This window comes from Amycolatopsis nalaikhensis (genome assembly GCF_030264295.1).
Lineage (GTDB): Bacteria > Actinomycetota > Actinomycetes > Mycobacteriales > Pseudonocardiaceae > Amycolatopsis > Amycolatopsis nalaikhensis.
The window spans coordinates 9,919,754-9,939,445 of sequence record NZ_CP127173.1 but is presented as its reverse complement, the minus strand read 5'-3'; the positions used below and the strand labels follow the sequence as shown (position 1 = coordinate 9,939,445).

At 70.5% G+C, this 19,692-nt stretch carries 19 protein-coding genes and 2 pseudogenes; 12 read left to right on the top strand and 9 right to left on the bottom strand.

The annotated features are described in order from the left end of the window. Positions 1–61: 61 nt before the first annotated feature. Both QP939_RS48270 and QP939_RS48265 read left to right on the top strand, forming a co-directional pair. Positions 62–364: a hypothetical protein gene (locus QP939_RS48270; protein WP_285453680.1), complete on the top strand. Its 303-nt coding sequence runs from the start codon at positions 62–64 to the stop codon at positions 362–364. Continuing rightward, complete coding sequence (locus QP939_RS48265; RefSeq protein ID WP_285453679.1) at positions 361–1,221, top strand: ATP-grasp domain-containing protein; 861 nt, start codon at positions 361–363, stop codon at positions 1,219–1,221. The genes QP939_RS48270 and QP939_RS48265 overlap by 4 nt, the downstream gene beginning before the upstream one ends. Here QP939_RS48265 and QP939_RS48260 read toward each other — a convergent pair whose 3' ends face one another. Beyond that, complete coding sequence (locus QP939_RS48260; RefSeq protein WP_285453678.1) at positions 1,222–1,395, bottom strand: hypothetical protein; 174 nt, start codon at positions 1,393–1,395, stop codon at positions 1,222–1,224. A gap of 184 nt (positions 1,396–1,579) precedes the next feature. On the opposite strand from QP939_RS48260, the gene QP939_RS48255 reads away from it, so the two are divergent. Further along, positions 1,580–2,773: a hypothetical protein gene (locus tag QP939_RS48255; RefSeq protein WP_285453676.1), complete on the top strand. Its 1,194-nt coding sequence runs from the start codon at positions 1,580–1,582 to the stop codon at positions 2,771–2,773. Positions 2,774–2,835: 62 nt separating this feature from the next. Here the strand turns inward: QP939_RS48255 and QP939_RS48250 are convergent, their stop codons facing one another. The 6 genes from QP939_RS48250 to mptB form a co-directional block, all read right to left on the bottom strand. Continuing rightward, complete coding sequence (locus tag QP939_RS48250; protein WP_285453674.1) at positions 2,836–3,024, bottom strand: hypothetical protein; 189 nt, start codon at positions 3,022–3,024, stop codon at positions 2,836–2,838. Positions 3,025–3,121: 97 nt separating this feature from the next. Then, positions 3,122–4,051 carry an acyl-CoA desaturase gene (locus QP939_RS48245; RefSeq protein WP_285453672.1) on the bottom strand — a complete coding sequence of 310 codons (930 nt, stop codon included), beginning with the start codon at positions 4,049–4,051 and terminating at the stop codon, positions 3,122–3,124. A 49-nt stretch (positions 4,052–4,100) separates the two neighbouring features. Beyond that, positions 4,101–5,066 carry a COX15/CtaA family protein gene (locus QP939_RS48240; RefSeq protein ID WP_285453671.1) on the bottom strand — a complete coding sequence of 322 codons (966 nt, stop codon included), beginning with the start codon at positions 5,064–5,066 and terminating at the stop codon, positions 4,101–4,103. Positions 5,067–5,229: 163 nt separating this feature from the next. Further along, on the bottom strand, positions 5,230–6,015 hold the full coding sequence (locus QP939_RS48235; protein ID WP_285453670.1) for an ABC transporter permease: 786 nt from the start codon (positions 6,013–6,015) through the stop codon (positions 5,230–5,232). Then, the gene (locus tag QP939_RS48230; protein ID WP_285453669.1) at positions 6,012–6,938 is read right to left on the bottom strand and encodes an ABC transporter ATP-binding protein; all 927 of its coding nucleotides are present in this window, start codon (positions 6,936–6,938) and stop codon (positions 6,012–6,014) included. The genes QP939_RS48235 and QP939_RS48230 overlap by 4 nt, the downstream gene beginning before the upstream one ends. 6 nt (positions 6,939–6,944) lie before the next feature. After that, positions 6,945–8,597: a polyprenol phosphomannose-dependent alpha 1,6 mannosyltransferase MptB gene (mptB, locus tag QP939_RS48225; RefSeq protein ID WP_285460010.1), complete on the bottom strand. Its 1,653-nt coding sequence runs from the start codon at positions 8,595–8,597 to the stop codon at positions 6,945–6,947. Between the two features lie 138 nt (positions 8,598–8,735). Here mptB and QP939_RS48220 point away from each other — a divergent pair, with 138 nt between their 5' ends. The 8 genes and pseudogenes from QP939_RS48220 to QP939_RS48185 all read left to right on the top strand — a co-directional run bounded on the left by QP939_RS48220 (position 8,736) and on the right by QP939_RS48185 (position 15,535). Then, complete coding sequence (locus QP939_RS48220; protein WP_285460009.1) at positions 8,736–9,512, top strand: helix-turn-helix transcriptional regulator; 777 nt, start codon at positions 8,736–8,738, stop codon at positions 9,510–9,512. Continuing rightward, positions 9,509–10,958: pseudogene (gene sufB, locus QP939_RS48215) on the top strand (Fe-S cluster assembly protein SufB). Before QP939_RS48220 ends, sufB begins: the two are co-directional and overlap by 4 nt. A 2-nt stretch (positions 10,959–10,960) precedes the next feature. Then, positions 10,961–12,133 carry a Fe-S cluster assembly protein SufD gene (sufD, locus tag QP939_RS48210; protein ID WP_285453668.1) on the top strand — a complete coding sequence of 391 codons (1,173 nt, stop codon included), beginning with the start codon at positions 10,961–10,963 and terminating at the stop codon, positions 12,131–12,133. Positions 12,134–12,164: 31 nt separating this feature from the next. Beyond that, positions 12,165–12,935 carry a Fe-S cluster assembly ATPase SufC gene (gene sufC / locus QP939_RS48205; RefSeq protein WP_285453667.1) on the top strand — a complete coding sequence of 257 codons (771 nt, stop codon included), beginning with the start codon at positions 12,165–12,167 and terminating at the stop codon, positions 12,933–12,935. Between the two features lie 41 nt (positions 12,936–12,976). Next, positions 12,977–14,266, top strand: coding sequence for a cysteine desulfurase (locus QP939_RS48200; protein ID WP_285453666.1), 1,290 nt, complete (start codon positions 12,977–12,979; stop codon positions 14,264–14,266). Next, positions 14,263–14,712, top strand: coding sequence for a Fe-S cluster assembly sulfur transfer protein SufU (sufU, locus tag QP939_RS48195; protein ID WP_072477978.1), 450 nt, complete (start codon positions 14,263–14,265; stop codon positions 14,710–14,712). Before QP939_RS48200 ends, sufU begins: the two co-directional genes overlap by 4 nt. Continuing rightward, positions 14,709–15,111, top strand: a pseudogene (locus QP939_RS48190) (metal-sulfur cluster assembly factor). Before sufU ends, QP939_RS48190 begins: the two are co-directional and overlap by 4 nt. Positions 15,112–15,199: 88 nt before the next feature. Then, positions 15,200–15,535, top strand: coding sequence for a YnfA family protein (locus QP939_RS48185; RefSeq protein WP_285453663.1), 336 nt, complete (start codon positions 15,200–15,202; stop codon positions 15,533–15,535). Here the strand turns inward: QP939_RS48185 and QP939_RS48180 are convergent. Further along, positions 15,524–17,461 carry an ABC1 kinase family protein gene (locus QP939_RS48180; RefSeq protein ID WP_285453661.1) on the bottom strand — a complete coding sequence of 646 codons (1,938 nt, stop codon included), beginning with the start codon at positions 17,459–17,461 and terminating at the stop codon, positions 15,524–15,526. The two genes, QP939_RS48185 and QP939_RS48180, sit on opposite strands and share 12 nt — an antisense overlap. A gap of 168 nt (positions 17,462–17,629) precedes the next feature. Between QP939_RS48180 and QP939_RS48175 the strand changes: the two genes are divergently transcribed. Beyond that, positions 17,630–18,154, top strand: coding sequence for a snapalysin family zinc-dependent metalloprotease (locus tag QP939_RS48175; RefSeq protein WP_285453660.1), 525 nt, complete (start codon positions 17,630–17,632; stop codon positions 18,152–18,154). A gap of 223 nt (positions 18,155–18,377) precedes the next feature. Here the strand turns inward: QP939_RS48175 and QP939_RS48170 are convergent, their stop codons facing one another. After that, a complete protein-coding gene (locus QP939_RS48170; protein WP_285453659.1) occupies positions 18,378–19,580 on the bottom strand; it encodes a glycosyltransferase in 1,203 nt (400 codons plus the stop codon). Between the last annotated feature and the right edge of the window lie 112 nt (positions 19,581–19,692).

The window sequence follows — 19,692 nt, the reverse complement described above, 5'->3', positions numbered from 1 at the left end:
CAACTATGGCCGACGCCACGCTGTTCCGCGCCCGGGCCGGTTGTTGGTTATCGTTCGGGACGTGGCTGATTCGGAAGAGACCGTCGTCCCGCCGTCGGGTGCGCAGCTGGGCGCGGCGCGCAAGTTCGTGAAGGCGCACGGCAAGCCGTCCCGTGCGGTGGTGGAGAACATCGGCCGGGCGGGCGCCCGGGTGGTGCTGGTCGGAGCCGACGGCGCACTGGGCGACGTCGTGGTGCCGAGCGTCGCGACCGGCGAGGCGCTGGTCGAGGCCGTCGAGGACCTCGAAGCGGCCGAGTGGGACGCCGAGACGGTCCAGGCGACGAAGATCGGCCCGGAGCACCGCCGCAAGATGGCGGGCCGGTGAGCCGCAGCGCGATCCTGGTCAGCTGCGCGGAGCTGCCGTCGGGCGACGGAGACGACGACGCGGTGCTCCCGGCCCTGAGCGAACTGGGTTTCACGGTGTCGTGGGCGGCCTGGGACTCGGGGGCGGACTTCGCGTCGGCCGACGCGGTGATGCTGCGCGCGACCTGGGACTACGCACCGCGCCGGGCCGAGTTCCTGGACTGGTGCGAGTCGGTGCCGTCGTTGTTCAACTCCGCGGCGGTGGTGCGGTGGAACACGGACAAGTCGTACTTGGCGGAGCTGCTCGACGCGGGTGTCGCGGTGGTCCCGACCTCGCTGGTCGAGCCGGGTGACAAGGCGCGGTTCCCGTCATCGGACTTCGTGGTGAAGCCGTCTGTCGGCGCGGGTTCCCGCGGCGCGGCGCGTTTCGCTGCCGGTGAAGACGCTTCGGCGCACCTGGCGTCGCTGCACGCCGAGGGTCACACGGCGTTGATCCAGCCGTATCAGTCCAGTGTGGACACATCCGGTGAGCTGGCGTTGGTGTACCTGGGCGGGATCTACTCGCACGCGTTCGCCAAGGGCGCGATGCTGGGTTCCACAATGGACGCTTCGGGGCTGTACCTGTCGGAGGAGCTGGCCCCGGCTTCGCCGCCTTCGGACGCGGTGGCGTTGGCGGAGGACGTGCTTGACGCGGCGACGGCGGTGCTGGGCATCCTGCGGGCGGAGCTGCTGTACGCGCGGGTGGACGTGGTCCGGGGTGCGGACGGGAAGCCGTTGCTGCTGGAGCTGGAGCTGACGGAGCCGTCGTTGGGCTTCCGCCAGACGGACCCGTCGGCAGCGATGCGGTTCGCCTCGGCGGTGCGGCAGCAACTGACGTAATCATCGCGCGGCCTGCTGCACGGCAGCCAGCGCGAGCGCGACAACCGCGCCGATTGTGGTCACGGCGAGCGAGCCGGTGAGCAGGTAGAGTCCGCCGACCCCGGTCAGACCGGCCTTGACCAACTCCCGCAGCCTGCGGTCGCGCGGGGGTTTGCTTGTTCTTTCCTTGGCCACTGTGCTACCCCTTTATCGGTGTACTAGTACGCACGGGCAATGGTGACTGGTGGCGCGAGGCAGCGGAAATGATCTTTTGTTCTCGGGATGAGTTTCTCGTTGCGTCTCCCTTGTCGTCACCGATCGCGCCGTTGTCCAGGCTTGTTGTGAATTGTCGATCTTCGTCGGGGTAGCGGAGGGCGCCGTGACCATCCGGATGGACAGCGAGCATGTCGAGGAGACGACTTCGCCGGCGGAAATCGAAGCCGCGCTCCGCTGGCTGGCGAGACGCAAAGACGGCGAGCCGCTGCAATTCCTCCGCAGCGCGATCGAAGAACCGGCGAGCGAGTCGGCTGCCGTGCTTGGCGCCTTGGCGGCACCGACGGCGTCCCTTTCCGCGGAGACGATCGAGTCGCGAGCACTCGCCCTGTGGGGCTTGATCGTCGACGAGATCGCCGCCGCCGGGAACACGCGCCGCCGCAGCGCATTGATGGCCGCGTTCCGGGTACCGCCGGCGCCGGGCGAGACCGGATGGAAGGCCACGCTGGGCGACCGCTTCCGGCAGTTGATGGTGCTACCGGGTGTCTTCGGCGATCCGTCGCCCACCACCACGACTCCGATGCACCAAGCCTGGCGGTGGGCGCTCACCGCGTTGGCCGTCGGCCTTGCGGAGAAACTGGCTTCGCTGGACGAGCCGGGCTGGCGAGGCTACATCGACATCGGGCGAGCGGCGATGGAAGTCGCGAACGACGAGCGCGTCGGCTGGCGGGCGCGAGCTGCTTCGAGAGGGGCGCAGCCGGTGTTCGTGGAACGCATGGTCGTCACCGCGGTCATGCACCGCCGAACCGTGCGGCGAAGGATCACCGAACGCGACATCATCGCGTGTGAGGACGGCGTCGACGGTTATGACGTCCATGCCCTTACCGGCTGGACACACGACTTGGAAGAGATACCGGTGACGGCCCTTTGGGCGTGCCGTCTGGTCGCATCCCGCGGTCCCCATCCCGGTGATCCGGCGCAGGCGCGCCTGCGCTTTCGCCGGACGCTGCGGAAGGGTGAGCGCTACAGCTTCGTGTCCGAGGCGCTCGACGGGCACCTCGATGAAGAACGCCGTTGGCTCGACGTCGAGATCGACCACCACGGCATCGCGCCCGGCGAACGCGATACGGGTGGCAAGCCGGTCGGTGGCCTGACCATCCAGCTGAGCTTCGACGCGAGATGCCTTCCCGCGGCGTGCTGGTGGTATGCGGAACAATTGGATTTCGAGCGAACGCGTCAACCGCCGGACGGTGATCCACACCTGCTTTCCGTCGAGGACGGTTTCGTCCGGCACACCTTCGCCGAAGGGTGTCATCCACGGGAGAACTACGGCATCGCCTTCAGGTGGAAATCCTCGTGACCACCCGTGGTGCCACGTCTGGTGACGAGGATTTCCTGCCCCGTGCGCTGACCCGGGCTCTATCAGTTGCCGGTGTTGCCGCCGCCACCGCCACCGCCGGGCTTGGCGGACGCGGCGAATGTGACGGTGGTGTTCACCGGTGCCGGGGCGGTCGACACCGGGGCTAACAGCCCGCCCACCGCGAGGACCACAGCGCCTGCCGCTGCGATCTGCCGAAGCTTTCCGTGCCGGACGTCGGACTTGGGTTCCACGTGAGTCTCCTTTGTCGATCGGAAGGTGGCTCACCGTAAGAGAAAGCGAACGACACGATCGAGCCGGACATATCTCTTTCGTGTCGTCGCAGGCACATTAAGCTGAAGCACTTACGCGCTTGGCCGCCAGCCGATCGGCCCTCGGCCACCGCACATCGGTCGCCCAGCCGAGCTGCTCGAAAGTCCGGATCACCCGGGCCGAGACGTCCACCTGCCCCCGCAGCACGCCGTGCCGCGCGCACGTCGGATCCGCGTGGTGCGAGTTGTGCCACGACTCGCCCATCGACAACAACGCCAGCGGCCAGAAGTTCGCCGCCCGGTCTCGGCTGGCGAACGGGCGCTCGCCGACCAGGTGGCAGACCGAGTTCACCGACCATGTCACGTGGTGCAGGAACGCGATCCGGACCAGCCCGGCCCAGAAGAACGCCGTCACCACGCCCCACCACGACCACGACAGCAAGCCGCCGAGGACCGCGGGCAGGGCCAGGCTCAGCGTGATCCACAGCCAGAAGTAGCGGTTCACCACCCGCAGGTCGCGGTCCGCCACCAGGTCCGGGGCGAAGCGGTCGGCGTTGGTCACCTCGCGGGCGAACATCCAGCCCATGTGCGCGTGCCAGAAGCCGCGCAGCAGCGCCGACGGCGATGTGCCGAACAGCCACGGCGAATGCGGGTCGCCCTCGCGGTCGGCGAACGCGTGGTGCCTGCGGTGGCTCGCCACCCAGAAGATCACCGACCCCTGGACCGCCATGCTGCCCGCGATCGCCAGCGCCACCCGCAGCGGCCGCGAGGCCTTGAACGCGCCGTGGGTGAAGTAGCGGTGGTAGCCGACCGTCACGCCCAGTGTCGCGAACACGTAGAACACCGCGGCCAGGATCAGGTCGACCCACGTCATGCCCCAGCCCCACATCAGCGGGACCGCGACGAGCAGCGCCGCGAACGGCACCAGCAGGAACGTCTTGAGCACGATCATCTCGCCCGTGCCGCGGCGGTGGGAGATCAGCGGCTTGGGCGCGGAGCGCGTCGTCATGGGGCGGACCGTAGCCGCGGCGCGTTACGGCCGGGTGGCCGCCGGTTGCTCAGGCGGTGGCGAGTTCCTTAGGCGCCGCCGTCAGCGACGTCACCGGGCCGCGGTCGCGGCTGCCGACCCACAGTGACGCCGTCGCGATGATCACCGCCATCGCGCCGAGCACGTGGAACGACACCATCGCCTCCGGCACGCCCAGCGCGTACTGCAGCGAACCGAGCCCGCCCTGCGCGACCGCGATCACCCACACCCAGGTGTAGCGCTGCCACAGGCCCTTCGGCGCGCCGATGCGCATCAGCTGGAGGCCGAACACCGCGAGCAGCAGCAGGTAGAGCACCAGCAGGCCGCCGTGGACCTGGGCGAGCGACTCCACGGAGATCGCCAGGCGGTGGGTGTTGATGTCGCCGCTGTGCGGGCCCGCGCCGGTGACCGTGGTGCCGGCCGCGAGGACCAGCCACATCGCCACGGCCAGCGCGACCAGGATGCCCCGGCCGGACGCCGGGACCAGCGAGCGCGCGGGCTCGTCGCCCTCGCGGAACGCGCGCAGCAGCAGGACGGCCAGCCACACCAGGGGAGTGGTGGCGAGGAAGTGGATCGCGACGGTCCACCACTCGAGTTTCGCGAGCACGGTCATCCCGCCGACGACGGCCTGCAGCACGACACCGCCGGGCATGGTCCAGGCGAGCTTCACCAGCCGCTTGCGCCGCGGGTGGTCGATCTGCACGCGCCACGCGGTGATGACGGCGACCGCGGCGACGGCGATGACGACGCCGGTCAGCAGCCGGTTGCCGAACTCGATCCACTGGTTCAGCGCGTGGATGCCGGGGTGGTTCACCGGCACCAGGCTCCCGGCGACGCACTGCGGCCAGGTCGGGCAGCCGAGCCCGGACCCGGTGACGCGCACGACGGACCCGGTGACCCCGATCAGCGCCTGCGCGAGAACGGCGGCGATCCCGACGGCCCGCTGCACGGCGGCGGACGGAAACGGCAGGCGGGCGACGAGGCTGGTGAACGGCACGTGCTCGATGGTAGAACCGCGCGGAAACCGGGCTTTCGGCAGGTCCCGGCGCCCAGAACCGGCACGCGGGCACAAGGGACCTAGGTCACGCCCGCGCCGGGACTCGTGAGTGTTTAGGGCGGTTAGAACCGCCCTAAACACTCACGACAACCCGCGCCGCGCCTCAGGTGAGCTTCGTCGTCCGCGACGCCACCGCGCCCGCGACCACGGCCCAAACCGCCAGCACCAGCATGGGCCCCGGAGCGAAAGCCCCATCGACCAAAGCGGCCCGCATCCCCTCGGCCAGCGCCCCCGAAGGCAGCAGTTCGACGACGACCGCGAGCCCGGAAGGCAGCGACGAGGGAGCCAGCAGAATCCCACCAGCCAGCAACAACACGAACCAGACGATGTTGGCCAGAGCGAGCACGGCCTCAGCCCGCAAAGCCCCGCCAAGGAGCACACCCAAAGCCCCGAAAGCCAAAGTTCCCAGCACCAGCAGCAGAACGGCCGAGAAGAGCCCGGAGAGCGAAGGCGACCACCCGAGGAAAGCCGCCACGACACCGATGATCACCGACTGGAGAACGACCACGACCAGAGCGGCGATCAGCCTCCCCGCGACGAGCAACCACCGAGGCAAAGCAGTAGCCGAGAGACGCTTCAAAACCCCATAACGCCGATCGAAACCGAGCGCGATCGCCTGCCCGGTGAACGCCGAAGACATCACCGCCAGCGCCAGGATCCGCGGCGTGATCCAGTCCACCTTGGACACCGAACCCAGCTGAGCGGCAGGCAGGATGTCCAAAAGCGACAAACCGATCAGCAACGCCAGCGGGATGAGCAGTGTGAGCAGCACCTGCTCGCCGTGCCGCAAGGTCAGGCTCGCCTCGACCCGCGCGTGCGTCCGCAGCATCCGGCCCAGCGATCCGCGTCCGGGGGCGGGGGTGAACACACCCGGCTCGAAGACCGTCATGCCCGCAGCTCCCGTCCGGTCAGCTCGAGGAAGACCTCTTCGAGCGTCCGCTTGCCGACCTGCAGCTCCTCCGGCAGCACACCCTGCTGCGCGCACCACGCCGTGACCGTCGACACCACCTGTGGGTCGACCGCACCCACCACCATGTACGTGCCCGGTGCCGACTCGCGCACCGCGTAGCCCTCGGGCAGCGCCGCCGTCAGCAACGCCGTGTCGAGGCGCGTTCGGGCCTTGAAACGGAGCCCCGCCGCGCCCGTTTCGTCCATCGTCAGCGACTGCGGCGCACCCGAGACGACGACCTTGCCGTGGTCCACGATCACCACCGTGTCGGCCAGTGCCTCGGCCTCTTCCATCAGGTGCGTGGTCAGCAGCACCGAAACGCCGTCGCGGCGCAACGCCGCCAGCAGGTCCCACACCAGACGGCGGGCCTGCGGGTCCATGCCCGCCGTCGGCTCGTCGAGGAACACCAGCTCCGGGCGCCCGACCAGCGCGCACGCCAGCGACAGCCGCTGCTGCTGCCCGCCCGAGAGGCGCTTGAACGGCGTCCGGCGCACCGAAGCCAGCCCCAGCACGTCGAGCAGCCACGCCGGGTCCAGCGGGGATGCCGCGCAGGAGGCCACCAAGTGCAGCATCTCGTCGGCTCGCACACCCGGGTACGCGCCGCCGCCCTGGGGCATGATGCCGACGCGGGGGCGCAGCGCCGCCGACTCGCGGACCGGGTCGAGGCCGAGCACGCGCACCGTTCCCGCGTCAGGCTTGAGGAAGCCTTCGCAGAGCTCGACGGTGGTGGTTTTGCCGGCCCCGTTGGGGCCGAGCAGGGCGAGCAGGCTGCCGCGCTCCATCCGCAGGTCGAGACCGTCGACCGCGCGGGTGGAGCCGTAGCTTTTCACCAGCCCGGTGATCTCGACGGCGGGGGCACTCACATCGGGTCACGATACGGGCTCGGCCCGCGCGGGCAGCCGCGGGGACGGCCTGGACAGCAGCACGGGCGCCAGCCGCCGGACGATCAGCATCCCCGCGCCGCACACGACGATCGCCGCGACGTAGGCGAACGGCAGCACGTACGGGCGGCCGTCGAAGGTGCTGCCCGTGGGCGGGAGCAGGAACGGCAGGGCCGCCGACAGCACCGCCGCGGCCACCCGGAAGCGCGACGTCCCGGCCGCCGCGGCGAGGGGGATCACCGCCCACAGCACGTACCAGGGCTGCAGGTTGATCTGCAGGATCATCACCGCGCCCAGGGACACGCCGAGGCCGATGATCGGCCGGTAGCGCCACTTGAAGCTGTCCCAGAGGAACTTGAACGTGATCGCGACGGCGACCAGGTAGCCGAGCGCGCCGAGGATCGGCACCAGGCCGTTGGTGTGGTTGCCGAGCCCGAGCGCGATGCCGAGCACGCCCGACAGGTTGGCCAGCTCGGCGGTGGGGGAGATCCACGACCGGACGAGGCCGGGTGTGTTGAACGTCGCGCCGACCCAGCCGAAGCCGAGCCCGGTGCCGAAGCACACCGCGACCAGGACCACGCCGAACCACGCCGCCATCGGCGCGCCCGCGTAGAAGAGGTCCTTGAGCCTGCCGTGCCAGCGCCGCGCCACCATCACCGCGAAGAACGGCAGCGCGAACACCGCGGGCAGCTTCACCGCGACGCCGAGGGTGATGATCGCGACGCCCAGTCCGATGTAGAGCAGCTCACCGCGGGCCAGCGGCGGCGGGGTGTCGCCCTTCACGCGGATCGGCAGCCGCCGGATGCCCACCTCCAGCCCGGCGAGCATCAGGCCGACGGCGAGCGCGTCGTTGTGGGCGCCGGCGACGAAGTGGAAGATCAGCAGCGGGTTGGCCGCGCCGAGCCACAGCGCCGTCGCGGGCTGCACGCCGAAGCGGCGCGCCAGCCGGGGCAGGGCCCACACGATGAGGATGACGCCCGCGAGCGCGAGCACCCGCTGCAGCAGGACACCGACGGCGATGCTGTTGCCCGCCAGCGGTGCGAGCCAGCCGCCGAGGCGCAGCACCAGCGGCCCGTACGGCGCCGGCGTCTCGCGCCACATGTTCGACACGCCCGCGGTGAACGGGTCGGCGACGCCGAGGGCCTGCGCCGGGCCGAGCACGTAGGGGTCCATCCCGCGGTGCACGATCTCGCTCTGCGCGAGGTAGCTGTAGACGTCGCGGGAGAACAGCGGCGGGATGACCAGCAGCGGCAGCACCCACAGCGCGATGGTGCGGGCGAGCTGGCCCTGCGACGCGAGCCGCGTGCGGCTGGGCTGGGCGAACCGGCCGAGCATCAGCCAGCTCAGCACCAGGATGCCCATGCCGGAGATGGCGATGGCCAGCGACACCGTCGGGATGCGGGTGAACAGCCGCAGCACCGGGATCTCCTGCACCGGGTTGATCACCGGGGCGGCGCCGGCGCCGAGGGAGCCCAGGGCGAGGAAGAGCGACCCGACCGTGCCGAAGCGGCGCACGACGTTCAGCCCGCGCTGCTCGTCGGCCTCCAGGGGGAGGGGTTCGAGGGGGCGGACCGGGGAAAGCGTGACGGGGTGGGCACGCTCGGTCGCGACCGCCGCCGCCTGCTGGTCCTGTTCGCCCACTGCCACGCGTGCAGGGTATCGGTCCGCCCCGGAGTGAGTCGGGTCACTGCCGGACACCCCGCCTTTGCGGGTCATCCGGAAATAAGACACACTTGTGTTGTGAAAAAGACGGAGGCGGGTGACCAGGCGGGCGGCGACATGCCGCGTGCCCCGCATCCGCACGTCCCGTCGCAGGTCAGCGCCGAGGGCAAGACCCGCCAGGAGGTCGCCCGGCTGCTGCTGGAACAGGGTCCCATGACCGCCGTCGTGGTCGCCGAGCAGCTCGGCATCAGCCCGACGGCGATCCGCCGCCACCTCGACGCGCTGCTCGCCGACGGCGAGGCCGAGACGCGGGACGCGCCGCGCCGAGGACCCCGGGGCCGGGGTCGCCCGGCGAAGCTGTTCCTGCTCACCGAGGCCGGCCGCGCCCGGTTCGGGCACGCCTACGACGACCTGGCCGTCTCGGCCATCCGCTTCCTCGCCGAGCACGCCGGTGAAGACGCCGTCCGCGCCTTCGCCGAGCACCGCATCGAGAAGCTGGTCGGGCCGCACCGCTCGGCGATCACCGGATCGAGTGATCCGGCGGCACGCGCGGAGGCCCTCGCGGCCGCGCTGACCAGGGAGGGCTACGCTGCGTCGACCCGTCAGGTCGGCGCTCCCGCACCCAGTCAGAACGTGGGGGCGCAGCTCTGCCAGCACCACTGTCCGGTCGCCCACGTCGCCGCGGAGTTCCCGCAGCTGTGCGAGGCCGAGACGGAGGCGTTCGCGCAGCTGCTGGGCACCCACGTCCAGCGGCTGGCGACCATCGCACGCGGGGACTCCGCGTGCACCACACACGTGCCCGTCACGACGGGTGACCCGGCCCATCCCGAGCCGGGCAGCACGGTGCCCTCTGGGCGCGAAGCACGGATCCCGAATGGAGGGAAACCCGCATGACTGCCGCTGCCGAGCAGCGCACTCCCACCACCGCGCCACTGAGCCAGGAAGAGACCATCGAGTCCCTTGGCAAGTACGCGTTCGGCTGGGCGGACTCCGACGAGGCGGGCGCCAGCGCCCGTCGCGGGCTGAACGAGGACGTCGTCACCGACATCTCCTCGAAGAAGTCCGAGCCGGAGTGGATGCGCGAAGCGCGACTGAAGGCGCTCAAGCTCTTCGAGAAGAAGCCCATGCCCAACTGGGGGGCCGACCTCTCCGGGATCGACTTCGAGAACATCAAGTACTTCGTGCGGTCCACGGAGAAGCAGGCCACCTCCTGGGAGGAACTGCCCGAGGACATCAAGAACACGTACGACAAGCTCGGCATCCCCGAGGCGGAGAAGCAGCGCCTCGTCGCCGGTGTCGCCGCGCAGTACGAGTCCGAGGTCGTCTACCACCAGATCCGCGAGGACCTGGAGGAGCAGGGCGTCCTGTTCCTGGACACCGACTCCGCGCTCAAGGAGCACCCGGAGCTGTTCCAGGAGTACTTCGGCTCGGTCATCCCGGCCGGTGACAACAAGTTCTCCGCGCTGAACACGGCGGTGTGGTCCGGCGGCTCGTTCATCTACGTGCCGAAGGGCGTGCACGTCGAGATCCCGCTGCAGGCCTACTTCCGGATCAACACCGAGAACATGGGCCAGTTCGAGCGCACCCTGATCATCGTCGACGAAGGTGCGTACGTGCACTACGTCGAGGGTTGCACGGCGCCGATCTACCAGTCCGACTCGCTGCACTCGGCGGTCGTGGAGATCATCGTCAAGAAGGGCGCCCGCTGCCGCTACACGACCATCCAGAACTGGTCGAACAACGTCTACAACCTGGTCACCAAGCGCGCCAAGTGCGAAGAGGGCGCGACCATGGAATGGATCGACGGCAACATCGGTTCCAAGGTCACGATGAAGTACCCGTCGGTGTTCCTCATGGGCGAGCACGCCAAGGGCGAGGTTCTGTCGGTCGCGTTCGCGGGCGAGGGCCAGCACCAGGACGCGGGCGCCAAGATGGAGCACCTCGCGCCGTACACCTCCTCGACGATCGTGTCGAAGTCGGTGGCGCGCGGCGGCGGCCGGACGTCCTACCGCGGCCTGGTCAAGGTCGCGAAGCGGGCGCACCACTCGCGCTCCAGCGTGGTCTGCGATGCCCTGCTGGTGGACACGATCTCGCGTTCGGACACGTACCCGTACGTGGACATCCGCAACGACGAGGTGTCCATGGGCCACGAGGCCACGGTGTCCAAGGTCAGTGAGGACCAGCTGTTCTACCTGATGTCGCGCGGTCTCGACGAGGCCGAGGCGATGGCGATGATCGTGCGCGGCTTCGTCGAGCCGATCGCCCGTGAGCTGCCGATGGAGTACGCGCTCGAGCTGAACCGCCTGATCGAAGCTCCAGATGGAAGGGTCCGTCGGCTAGTCATGTCGGTTACCGAGAACAACGTTTCCGAAGCCCTTCGCGAGGGGGCCGTCATCCCGGCGGCCTCCCGCGCGGAGCGGTTCACTTCTTACGACGTCGAGGCCTTCGAGGTCCCGGGCGGGCGTGAGGAGAACTGGCGCTTCACGCCGATGAAGCGCGTCCGCGGCCTGCACGACGGCAGCGCCACCGCCACCGGCGAGATTACCTTCGAAGCCGAGGCCGCGCCCGAGCTGAAGATCGAGACCGTCGGCCGTGACGACGCCCGCCTCGGCGAGGCGGGCGTACCGAGCGACCGGATCGCCGCGCAGGCGTACTCGGCGTTCCAGAAGGCCACCGTCGTGACGGTGCCGAAGGAGACCAAGGCGTCGAAGCCGTCCGTGCTGCGGATCCACGGCCCGGGCCAGGACCAGGTCGCCTACGGGCACCTGCAGGTCCGCGCCGAGGCGTTCGCCGAGGCCGTGATCGTGCTCGACCACGTCGGCTCCGGCACCTACGCCGACAACGTCGAGTTCGTCATCGGCGACGGCGCCAAGGTCACCGTGGTCAGCGTCCAGGACTGGGCCGACGACGCGGTGCACGTCTCCGAGCAGCACCTGAAGCTGGGCCGCGACGCCGCGCTGCGGCACACCGTGATCACCCTCGGCGGCGACCTCGTCCGGATCTCGCCGACGGCGACCTTCGCGGACAAGGGCGGCGACGTCGAGATGCTCGGCGTCTACTTCGCCGACGAGGGCCAGCACCAGGAACACCGCCTCTTCGTCGACCACGCGGTCCCGAACTGCAAGTCGCGCGTGATGTACAAGGGCGCGCTGCAGGGCGAGGGCGCGCACACGGTGTGGATCGGCGACGTCCTGATCCGCGCGGCCGCCGAGGCCACCGACACCTACGAGCTCAACCGCAACCTGGTGCTCACGCCGGGGGCGCGCGCGGACTCGGTGCCGAACCTCGAGATCGAGACCGGCGAGATCGAAGGCGCCGGCCACGCGAGCGCGACGGGAAGGTTCGACGACGAGCAGTTGTTCTACCTGCAGTCGCGCGGGATCGCGGAGGAGGCGGCGCGGCGCCTGGTCGTGCGCGGGTTCTTCCACGAGATCCTGGTCAAGATCGACGTCCCCGAGGTGCGCGAGCGCCTCGAAGCGGCGATCGAAGCCGAGCTCGAAGCCGTTGGCGCCTGACCGTCCCCCTCTGACTTAGGAAAACGAAGAAATGGCAACCCTGGAAATCAAGGACCTGCACGCCTCGGTGACCACCGAGGAAGGCGCCAAGGAGATCCTCAAGGGCGTCAACCTGACCATCAAGTCGGGCGAGACGCACGCGATCATGGGCCCCAACGGTTCCGGCAAGTCCACCCTGTCCTACGCCATCGCCGGGCACCCGAAGTACGAAGTGACCTCCGGCGAGGTGCTGCTCGACGGCGAGAACGTCCTCGAGATGAGCGTCGACGAGCGCGCGCGGGCCGGTCTGTTCCTGGCCATGCAGTACCCGGTCGAGGTGCCGGGCGTGTCGATGTCCAACTTCCTCCGCACCGCGGCCACCGCGGTCCGTGGCGAGGCCCCCAAGCTGCGCCACTGGGTCAAGGAGGTCAAGGAGGAGATGGGCAAGCTCGAGATCTCGCATGAGTTCGCCGAGCGCTCGGTCAACGAGGGCTTCTCCGGCGGCGAGAAGAAGCGCCACGAGATCCTGCAGCTGGCGCTGCTCAAGCCGAAGTTCGCCATCCTCGACGAGACCGACTCCGGCCTCGACGTCGACGCGCTGCGGATCGTCTCCGAGGGCGTCAACCAGTACAAGGCCTCGAGCGAGGTCGGCGTCATGCTGATCACGCACTACACCCGGATCCTGCGGCACATCACGCCGGACTTCGTGCACGTCTTCGCCGGCGGCAAGATCGTCGAGTCGGGCGGCAAGGAACTGGCCGACGAGCTGGAGGAGAACGGGTACGTCAAGTACGTGGGCAAGCCCGAGCCCGCGTCGCTCTGACTTTCCGCCAGTACACACCGAGAACGAGAGGAGTCGGCCCGATGACCACCACCTCGGCCAGCTCTTTGCCACTGGACGTGGCGGCCCTGAGGGCCGACTTCCCCATCCTGTCGCGCACCGTCCGCGACGGGAAACCCTTGGTGTACCTGGACTCCGGCGCGACGTCGCAACGTCCGGAAGCCGTGCTCGACGCCGAACGGCACTACGTCGTGACGTCGAACGCCGCCGTGCACCGCGGCGCGCACCAGCTGTCCGAAGAGGCGACCGACGCCTACGAGTCCGCCCGGGCGAAGATCGCCGAGTTCGTCGGCGCCGACCCCGAGGAGCTGGTGTTCACCAAGAACGCCACCGAGGGCATCAACCTGGTCGCCTACTCCTTCGGCAACGCCGCCACCGCGGGCCCCGAAGCCGCGCGCTTCGTGGTCGGCCCGGGTGACGAGATCGTCGTCACCGAGATGGAGCACCACGCGAACCTCGTGCCGTGGCAGCAGCTGTGCCAGCGCACCGGGGCGACGCTGAAGTGGTTCAAGGTCACCGAAGACGGCCGCCTGGATCTGTCCGATGTGGACGAGCTGATCACGCCTCGCACGAAGGTCGTCGCCTTCGCGCACCAGTCGAACGTCCTCGGCACGGTCAACCCGGTCGAGCTGCTCGTCGAGAAGGCCAAGGCCGTCGGCGCGTTCACCGTGCTCGACGCCTGCCAGTCGGTGCCGCACTTCCCGGTGAACTTCCACGCCCTCGGCGTCGACTTCGCCGCGTTCTCCGGGCACAAGATGCTCGGCCCTTCCGGCATCGGCGTCCTCTACGGCCGCACCGAACTGCTCGAAGCGATGCCGCCGTTCCTCACCGGCGGATCGATGATCGAGATGGTCAAGATGGAGGGCTCCACCTTCGCTCCGCCGCCGCAGCGGTTCGAGGCCGGTGTCCCGATGACGTCGCAGGCCATCGGCCTCGGCGCGGCCGTCGACTACCTCACCGCCATCGGCATGGACCGCATCGCCGCGCACGAGAAGGAGCTCGCCGCGGCGGCCCTCGAGGGCATCGGCGCGATCCCGGGTGTCCGGATCATCGGGCCGACCGACCTGAAGGACCGCGGCGCGACGGTGTCGTTCGTGATCGACGGCGTGCACCCGCACGACGCCGGCCAGGTGCTCGACAGCCTGGGCATCGCCGTGCGCGTCGGCCACCACTGCGCGTGGCCGCTGCACCGCGCCTGCCACGCGCAGGCGACCGTGCGCGCGTCGTTCTACCTCTACAACGACCTGTCCGAAGTGGACGCCCTCGTCGCGGGCATCCGCGAGGCGCAGAAGTTCTTCGGGGTGGCGCGGTGAACCTGGAGAGCATGTACCAGGAGATCATCCTGGACCACTACAAGAACCCGCACGGGCGCGGCCTGCGCGACCCGTTCGACGCCGAGTCGTTCCAGGTCAACCCGACCTGCGGCGACGAGGTGACGCTGCGGGTCAAGCTCGACGACGGGAAGGTCGCCGACGTCTCCTACGAGGGCCAGGGCTGCTCGATCAGCCAGGCTTCGACGTCGGTCTTGACGGATCTCGTCGTCGGCCACACGCTTGAAGAGGCGTTCACCACCATGGACGCCTTCGTGGAACTGATGCAGGGCAAGGGAAAGGTCGAGCCGGACGAGGACGTGCTGGAGGACGGGGTCGCCTTCGCGGGCGTCGCCAAGTACCCCGCCCGCGTGAAGTGCGCCCTCCTCGGCTGGATGGCTTTCAAGGACGCCGTCGCCCGGACGACCAGTGGAGCTGAGAAGGCATGACCGAAGACACCGCCACGGACGCTCGTGACGGCCGCACCGCCGCCGACCTCGACGCCGAGACCACCGCGAAGCAGGACCTCGACCTCGCCAAGATCGAGGACGTCGAAGAGGCCATGCGCGACGTCGTCGACCCGGAAGCTCGGCATCAACGTGGTCGACCTGGGCCTGGTTTACGACATCCGCGTGGAGCCGGACAACACGGCGACCCTCGACATGACGCTGACGTCGGCGGCCTGCCCGCTGACGGACGTGATCGAGGACCAGACGTCGGCGGCGCTGACGTCCGGCGGCCTGGTCAAGGACTTCCGGATCAACTGGGTCTGGATGCCGCCGTGGGGCCCGGAGAAGATCACCGAGGACGGCCGCGAGCAGCTGCGCGCCCTCGGCTTCACCGTCTGACACTCGTTTCGCAGGGAAGGTCGCTCTCCGGAGCGGCCTTCTTCGCGTATAACGGCCTATACCGCGGGCCTCGGGCTACGATCCCGGAGTGGTCCTGCGGTCGATCCTCCTGTTCCTGGCCGCGGCGGTCTGCGAAATCGGCGGCGCCTGGCTGGTCTGGCAAGGCGTCCGGGAGAACCGCGGCTGGCTGTGGATCGGCGGGGGAGTGCTGGCGCTGGGCGTGTACGGCTTCGTCGCGACCCTCCAGCCGGACGCCCACTTCGGCCGCATCCTCGCCGCGTACGGTGGCGTGTTCGTCGCGGGCTCGCTGGCCTGGGGAATGGTCGCCGACGGGTACCGCCCCGACCGCTACGACGTCATCGGCGCGCTGCTCTGCCTCGCCGGGGTCGCGGTGATCATGTACGCGCCGCGGTCAGCGGGCTGACCGCCGTCCGGAGCGCCGGAAGACGACGAACAGCAGCCGCAGGCCCACCAGCGCGCTGATCACCAGCAGGTTGTAGCCGAACACCTGGTGCAGCGTCAGCTCCGGCAGGATCCGGGGCCCGCCGGAGCCGCTGAGCAGCAACACCGCCATCAGCCCGGTCGCCGCGCCGACGAACGCCAGCAGGACCTCGTGCACCAGCCCGGTCACGACGTCGCGGTCGCGCTCGTCGGAGAACAGCCGGACGTTCACCGACAGCCTGCCCTCCTCCAGGGCCGCGCCGATCCGGTCGACGCGGCGCGGGATGCGGCGCAGCACCGGCAGCAGCGCCATGAGCTCGGTGGTGGCGGTGCGGCGCAGCGAGTCCGGCCGCAGCCCGGCGCCGACCCGCTCGACGGCGAACGCGCGTGACTCGGCGACGACGTCGAACCCGGGGTCGAGCGCGGCGAGCGTGCCCTCCACCGTGGCCAGCGCGCGGAACACCGCGGCGACCGGCGGCGGCACGCTCAGCCGGAAGTCGGCGACGACCCGGAAGAGGCCGGTGAACAGGTCGAGGTCCGGGGTCCGGCCGGGCCCGAAGTGCCGGGCGACCAGGGCGCCGAGGGCGCGTTCGAGGCGCTGCTCGTCGATGTCGCCGGTGCGGTCGACGATCTCCAGGAGGCCGTCGCGCAGGGCCGCCGGGTCGCCGCGGTCCAGGGCCAGGACGAGGTTCTGCAGGCCGCCGCGCAGGCCCGCGTCGAGGCGGCCGACCGAGCCGAAGTCGAGCAGGCCCAGGCGGCCGTCGGCCAGCAGCATGAGGTTGCCCGGGTGCGGGTCGGCGTGGAAGACGCCGCCGACCATCACCTGGTCCAGCAGGCACCGCAGCAGCGACCGGGCCAGGCGCTTGCGGTCGGCTTTGGGGGCGGTCTCGAGCGGCTTTCCGTCCAGTTTGGACATCACCAGTACGCGCTCGGTGGACAGTGCTTTGTGGACGATCGGCAGCGCGACGTCCGGGCACGAAGTCGCGGCCACGGCGGCGATGTTGCGGGCCTCGATGGTGAAGTCGAGCTCTTCGGCCAGCGCGGCGGCGAACCCGTCGGCGAGTTCGGCGACGCCGAGCGAGCGCGCCCAGTCCGTGCGGTCTTCCAACGCCGCGGCGACGCGCCGGACGATGTCGACGTCGCGTTCGGCCTGCTCCCGCACGCCGGGCCGCTGGACCTTGACGACGACGTCCTCGCCACCGCGCAGCCGGGCGCGGTAGACCTGCGCGACCGACGCGGCGGCCAGCGGTTCGGGGTCGAACTCCGCGAAGACGTCGTCGGGTGAGCCGCCGAGCTCTTCGGTGAGCACCGCCCACACGGCGTCGGTGCGGGCGGGCGCGACCTGGTCCTGCAGCTTGCCGAGCTCCTCGACGAACACCGGCGGCAGCAGGTCGGCGCGGGTGGAGAGGAGCTGTCCGAGCTTCACGAACGTCACGCCGCCCTCCTCGAGGGCGCGGCGCAGCGACCGGGCGAGCTTGGCGTGCCGCCCGGGCGCGAGGCCCGGCTCGCGGCGGCCGGCCAGGTACCGGCCGAGGCCGTGCTTGATCGCGATCCGGGTGATCTGCGAGTACCGGCGGGCCCGGGAGATCCGCGTCCGGACCGACCGCAGCCTGCCGAACCCGCCGCCGGCGGGCACCGCCATCTCGGCGACGAACAGGAAGATCAGCGTCGCGAGGAAAGCACTGCCCGCCAACGGGATCAGCAGGCCGAGGGCGGCACCGCCGTTGTGCAGCAGGGAAAGCGGGAAGGCCTGCGCGATCCCGCCGGCGACGAGCCACCCGAACCCGGCGGCGCACAGCGCGCGCACGGCACCGATCCGGACGCCGAGCACCCGCCGCGACGCGACGACCAGCGGCCACAGCACGAGCACGTACAGGGGGAGGGTCAGCAAGCCCAGCAGGATGTCCACGCCGCAGAGCAGACCACGGCGGCGGGGGCGGGCGGCTCACGCAGCGGCGGGACCGGGCTCCCTCCCGCGAGGGAGCTACTTTCGGCCGTGGCCGCGTTGTCGGTGGACTTCTAACGTGATTCCGCGAACGACGGTGAAGTGTTCTCTGAACCGGACGAAGGAGACACGATGAACGGACGGGTGATCGGCGCGGCCCTGGCGCTCGCGACGGCGATGGGCATCGGGTTCGCCCCCGGCGCTTCGGCGGCCGCGGTCACGACGCTCTACTACAGCTCCTCGGGCGCACCGGACTACCTCGCCCAGATCGACCAGGGGGCGGCCAACTGGAACGCCGCGGTGACGGACGTGAGGTTGGTGAAGCGGAGCACGGGGGCGACGATCGTGTTCCACGAGACGCACAGCGGCGGCTCGTACACGAACACGAACGGCCATGGCCGAGGCGACATCTACCTGGACACGAGCCAGGTGGCGGAGGGCTACGACCCGACCCGCATCGCGGCGCACGAGCTGGGCCACAACCTGGGGTTGCCGGACCACTACAGCGGACCGTGCACGGAGCTGATGTCGGGCCACGGCCCGGGGACGGCGTGCAAGAACGCCAACCCGGACGCGGCGGAGGCGGCAAAGGTGCAGTCGTTGTGGGTGAACGGTTTCGCGGCGGCGCGGGAGGAGAGCCGCCAGGTGGTGCACTGAGCGGCGGCCGGAGCGCCCCAATGTGGCCTTCGGTGCGTGAGACGCACCCAAGGCGGCCTTCGGTGCGTGAGACGCAACCAAGGCCGCCTTGGGGCGCTTGGGCAGGCGGCCGGTTGAGGGGCGCTCGGCCGCCCGTGGTCGGCCCGGCGGGGTCGTCCGCGGTCGCGGGTGGCGTGCCCCGCGCGGCTCCGGGGCCGCAAGCGCCGCCCGGTCGCCGCCCCGGTTACGCGGCCAGGTCGAGCAGCCTCTTGGCCGCCACGGTCGCCCCGTCGATCCGAACCTCCGCGGCCACCGCCTTCGCGCGCGCCCGCGTCTCCGGCGTCAACACCTCGGCCAGCGCGGCGGAAAGCGACTCGGCCGTCGGGCTCGGATCCAGGTGAGCCGCGCCGATCCCCAGCTCGGCCACCCGCGCGGCCCACAGCGGCTGGTCCGCGATCCGCGGCACCACGACCTGGGGCACCCCCGCCCGGGTGGCCGCGAAGGTCGTCCCCGCGCCGCCGTGGTGCACGACCGCCGCGACGCGGGGGAACAGCGCCTGCTGGTTGACGTCACCCACGACGAAGCAGTCGTCAAGCTCGTCGATCGCGGTCAAGCCCGCCCAGCCGCTGGCCAGCACCACCCGGCGCCCCCGCGTCCGCACCGCTTCGATGGCCACCCGGGCGGCGTCCTTCGGTGCGTGCGCGGCCATGCTGCCGAAGCCGACGTACACCGGAGGCTCCCCAGCCCCCAGGAACTCCTCCAACTCCGGCTGGAGCGGCCGGTCGTCAGGCAGCGTCCACGCGCCGGTCTGGAAGACGTTCAGGTCCGTCTTGCCCTCCGACGGGCACAGCACCGGGTCCGCCGCGAGCCACGGCTGCTCCGTGAAAACGTAGTCGCGGACGTTGTCCACCGGGGCCAGGCCGATCGCCGCCCGGTGCTCGTTGACCGCCGGGCGGTACAGCGCGTTCACCCGCTCCGCGTCCTGGCGCCACAGCACTCGGTTGTCCGTCTCGCCCGCCGGGGACGGCGGGCCCGGCCGCAGCATCGGCGGCGGGACGTGCCGCGACGGCAGGCCCAGCAGGTGGAAGCACGCGAACACGTACGGCAGCCCCAGCTTCTCCGCGACGTCCGGCGCGCCGGCGGGCATCAGCCCCGTCGCCAGGAGCGCGTCACAGCCCTCGGCCGCCTCCGTCAGCGTCTCGAACCGCGCGCGGACCAGCTCGGGCGCGAGCCGGAACGCGTCCTCGCCCGTCGGCGGCTTCGGGTTGGCCACGATCGAGTGGACCGTCGGGCCGAGCGGCACCATCGGCACGCCGACCCGGTCCAGCAACGTCACGAACTCCTCGTCCGGCGGCGCGCACACCACCGCCTCGCCGCCGAGCTCCCGCACGGCCACCGCGAGCCCGGCCAGCGGCTCGACGTCCCCGCGCGACCCCCACGTCGTCATCAGAACACGCACCTGTGAATCCCCATTTCCCCACGTCACGGCGTTCGGAGCGGCCATTCTGGACGATCACCCCGGCCTTGCCGCAAGCCCCGGGGTCGGCTATACCTTGAAG

Excerpts from the sequence above, each read along its gene's own strand:
- QP939_RS48245 (WP_285453672.1), bottom strand. The coding sequence starts at position 4,051 with ATGACGACGCGCTCCGCGCCCAAGCCGCTGATCTCCCACCGCCGCGGC.
- QP939_RS48235 (WP_285453670.1), bottom strand. The coding sequence starts at position 6,015 with ATGACGGTCTTCGAGCCGGGTGTGTTCACCCCCGCCCCCGGACGCGGA.
- QP939_RS48220 (WP_285460009.1), top strand. The coding sequence starts at position 8,736 with ATGCCGCGTGCCCCGCATCCGCACGTCCCGTCGCAGGTCAGCGCCGAG.
- sufD (WP_285453668.1), top strand. The coding sequence starts at position 10,961 with ATGTCGGTTACCGAGAACAACGTTTCCGAAGCCCTTCGCGAGGGGGCC.
- sufC (WP_285453667.1), top strand. The coding sequence starts at position 12,165 with ATGGCAACCCTGGAAATCAAGGACCTGCACGCCTCGGTGACCACCGAG.
- QP939_RS48200 (WP_285453666.1), top strand. The coding sequence starts at position 12,977 with ATGACCACCACCTCGGCCAGCTCTTTGCCACTGGACGTGGCGGCCCTG.
- QP939_RS48175 (WP_285453660.1), top strand. The coding sequence starts at position 17,630 with ATGAACGGACGGGTGATCGGCGCGGCCCTGGCGCTCGCGACGGCGATG.
- QP939_RS48170 (WP_285453659.1), bottom strand. The coding sequence starts at position 19,580 with ATGACGACGTGGGGGTCGCGCGGGGACGTCGAGCCGCTGGCCGGGCTC.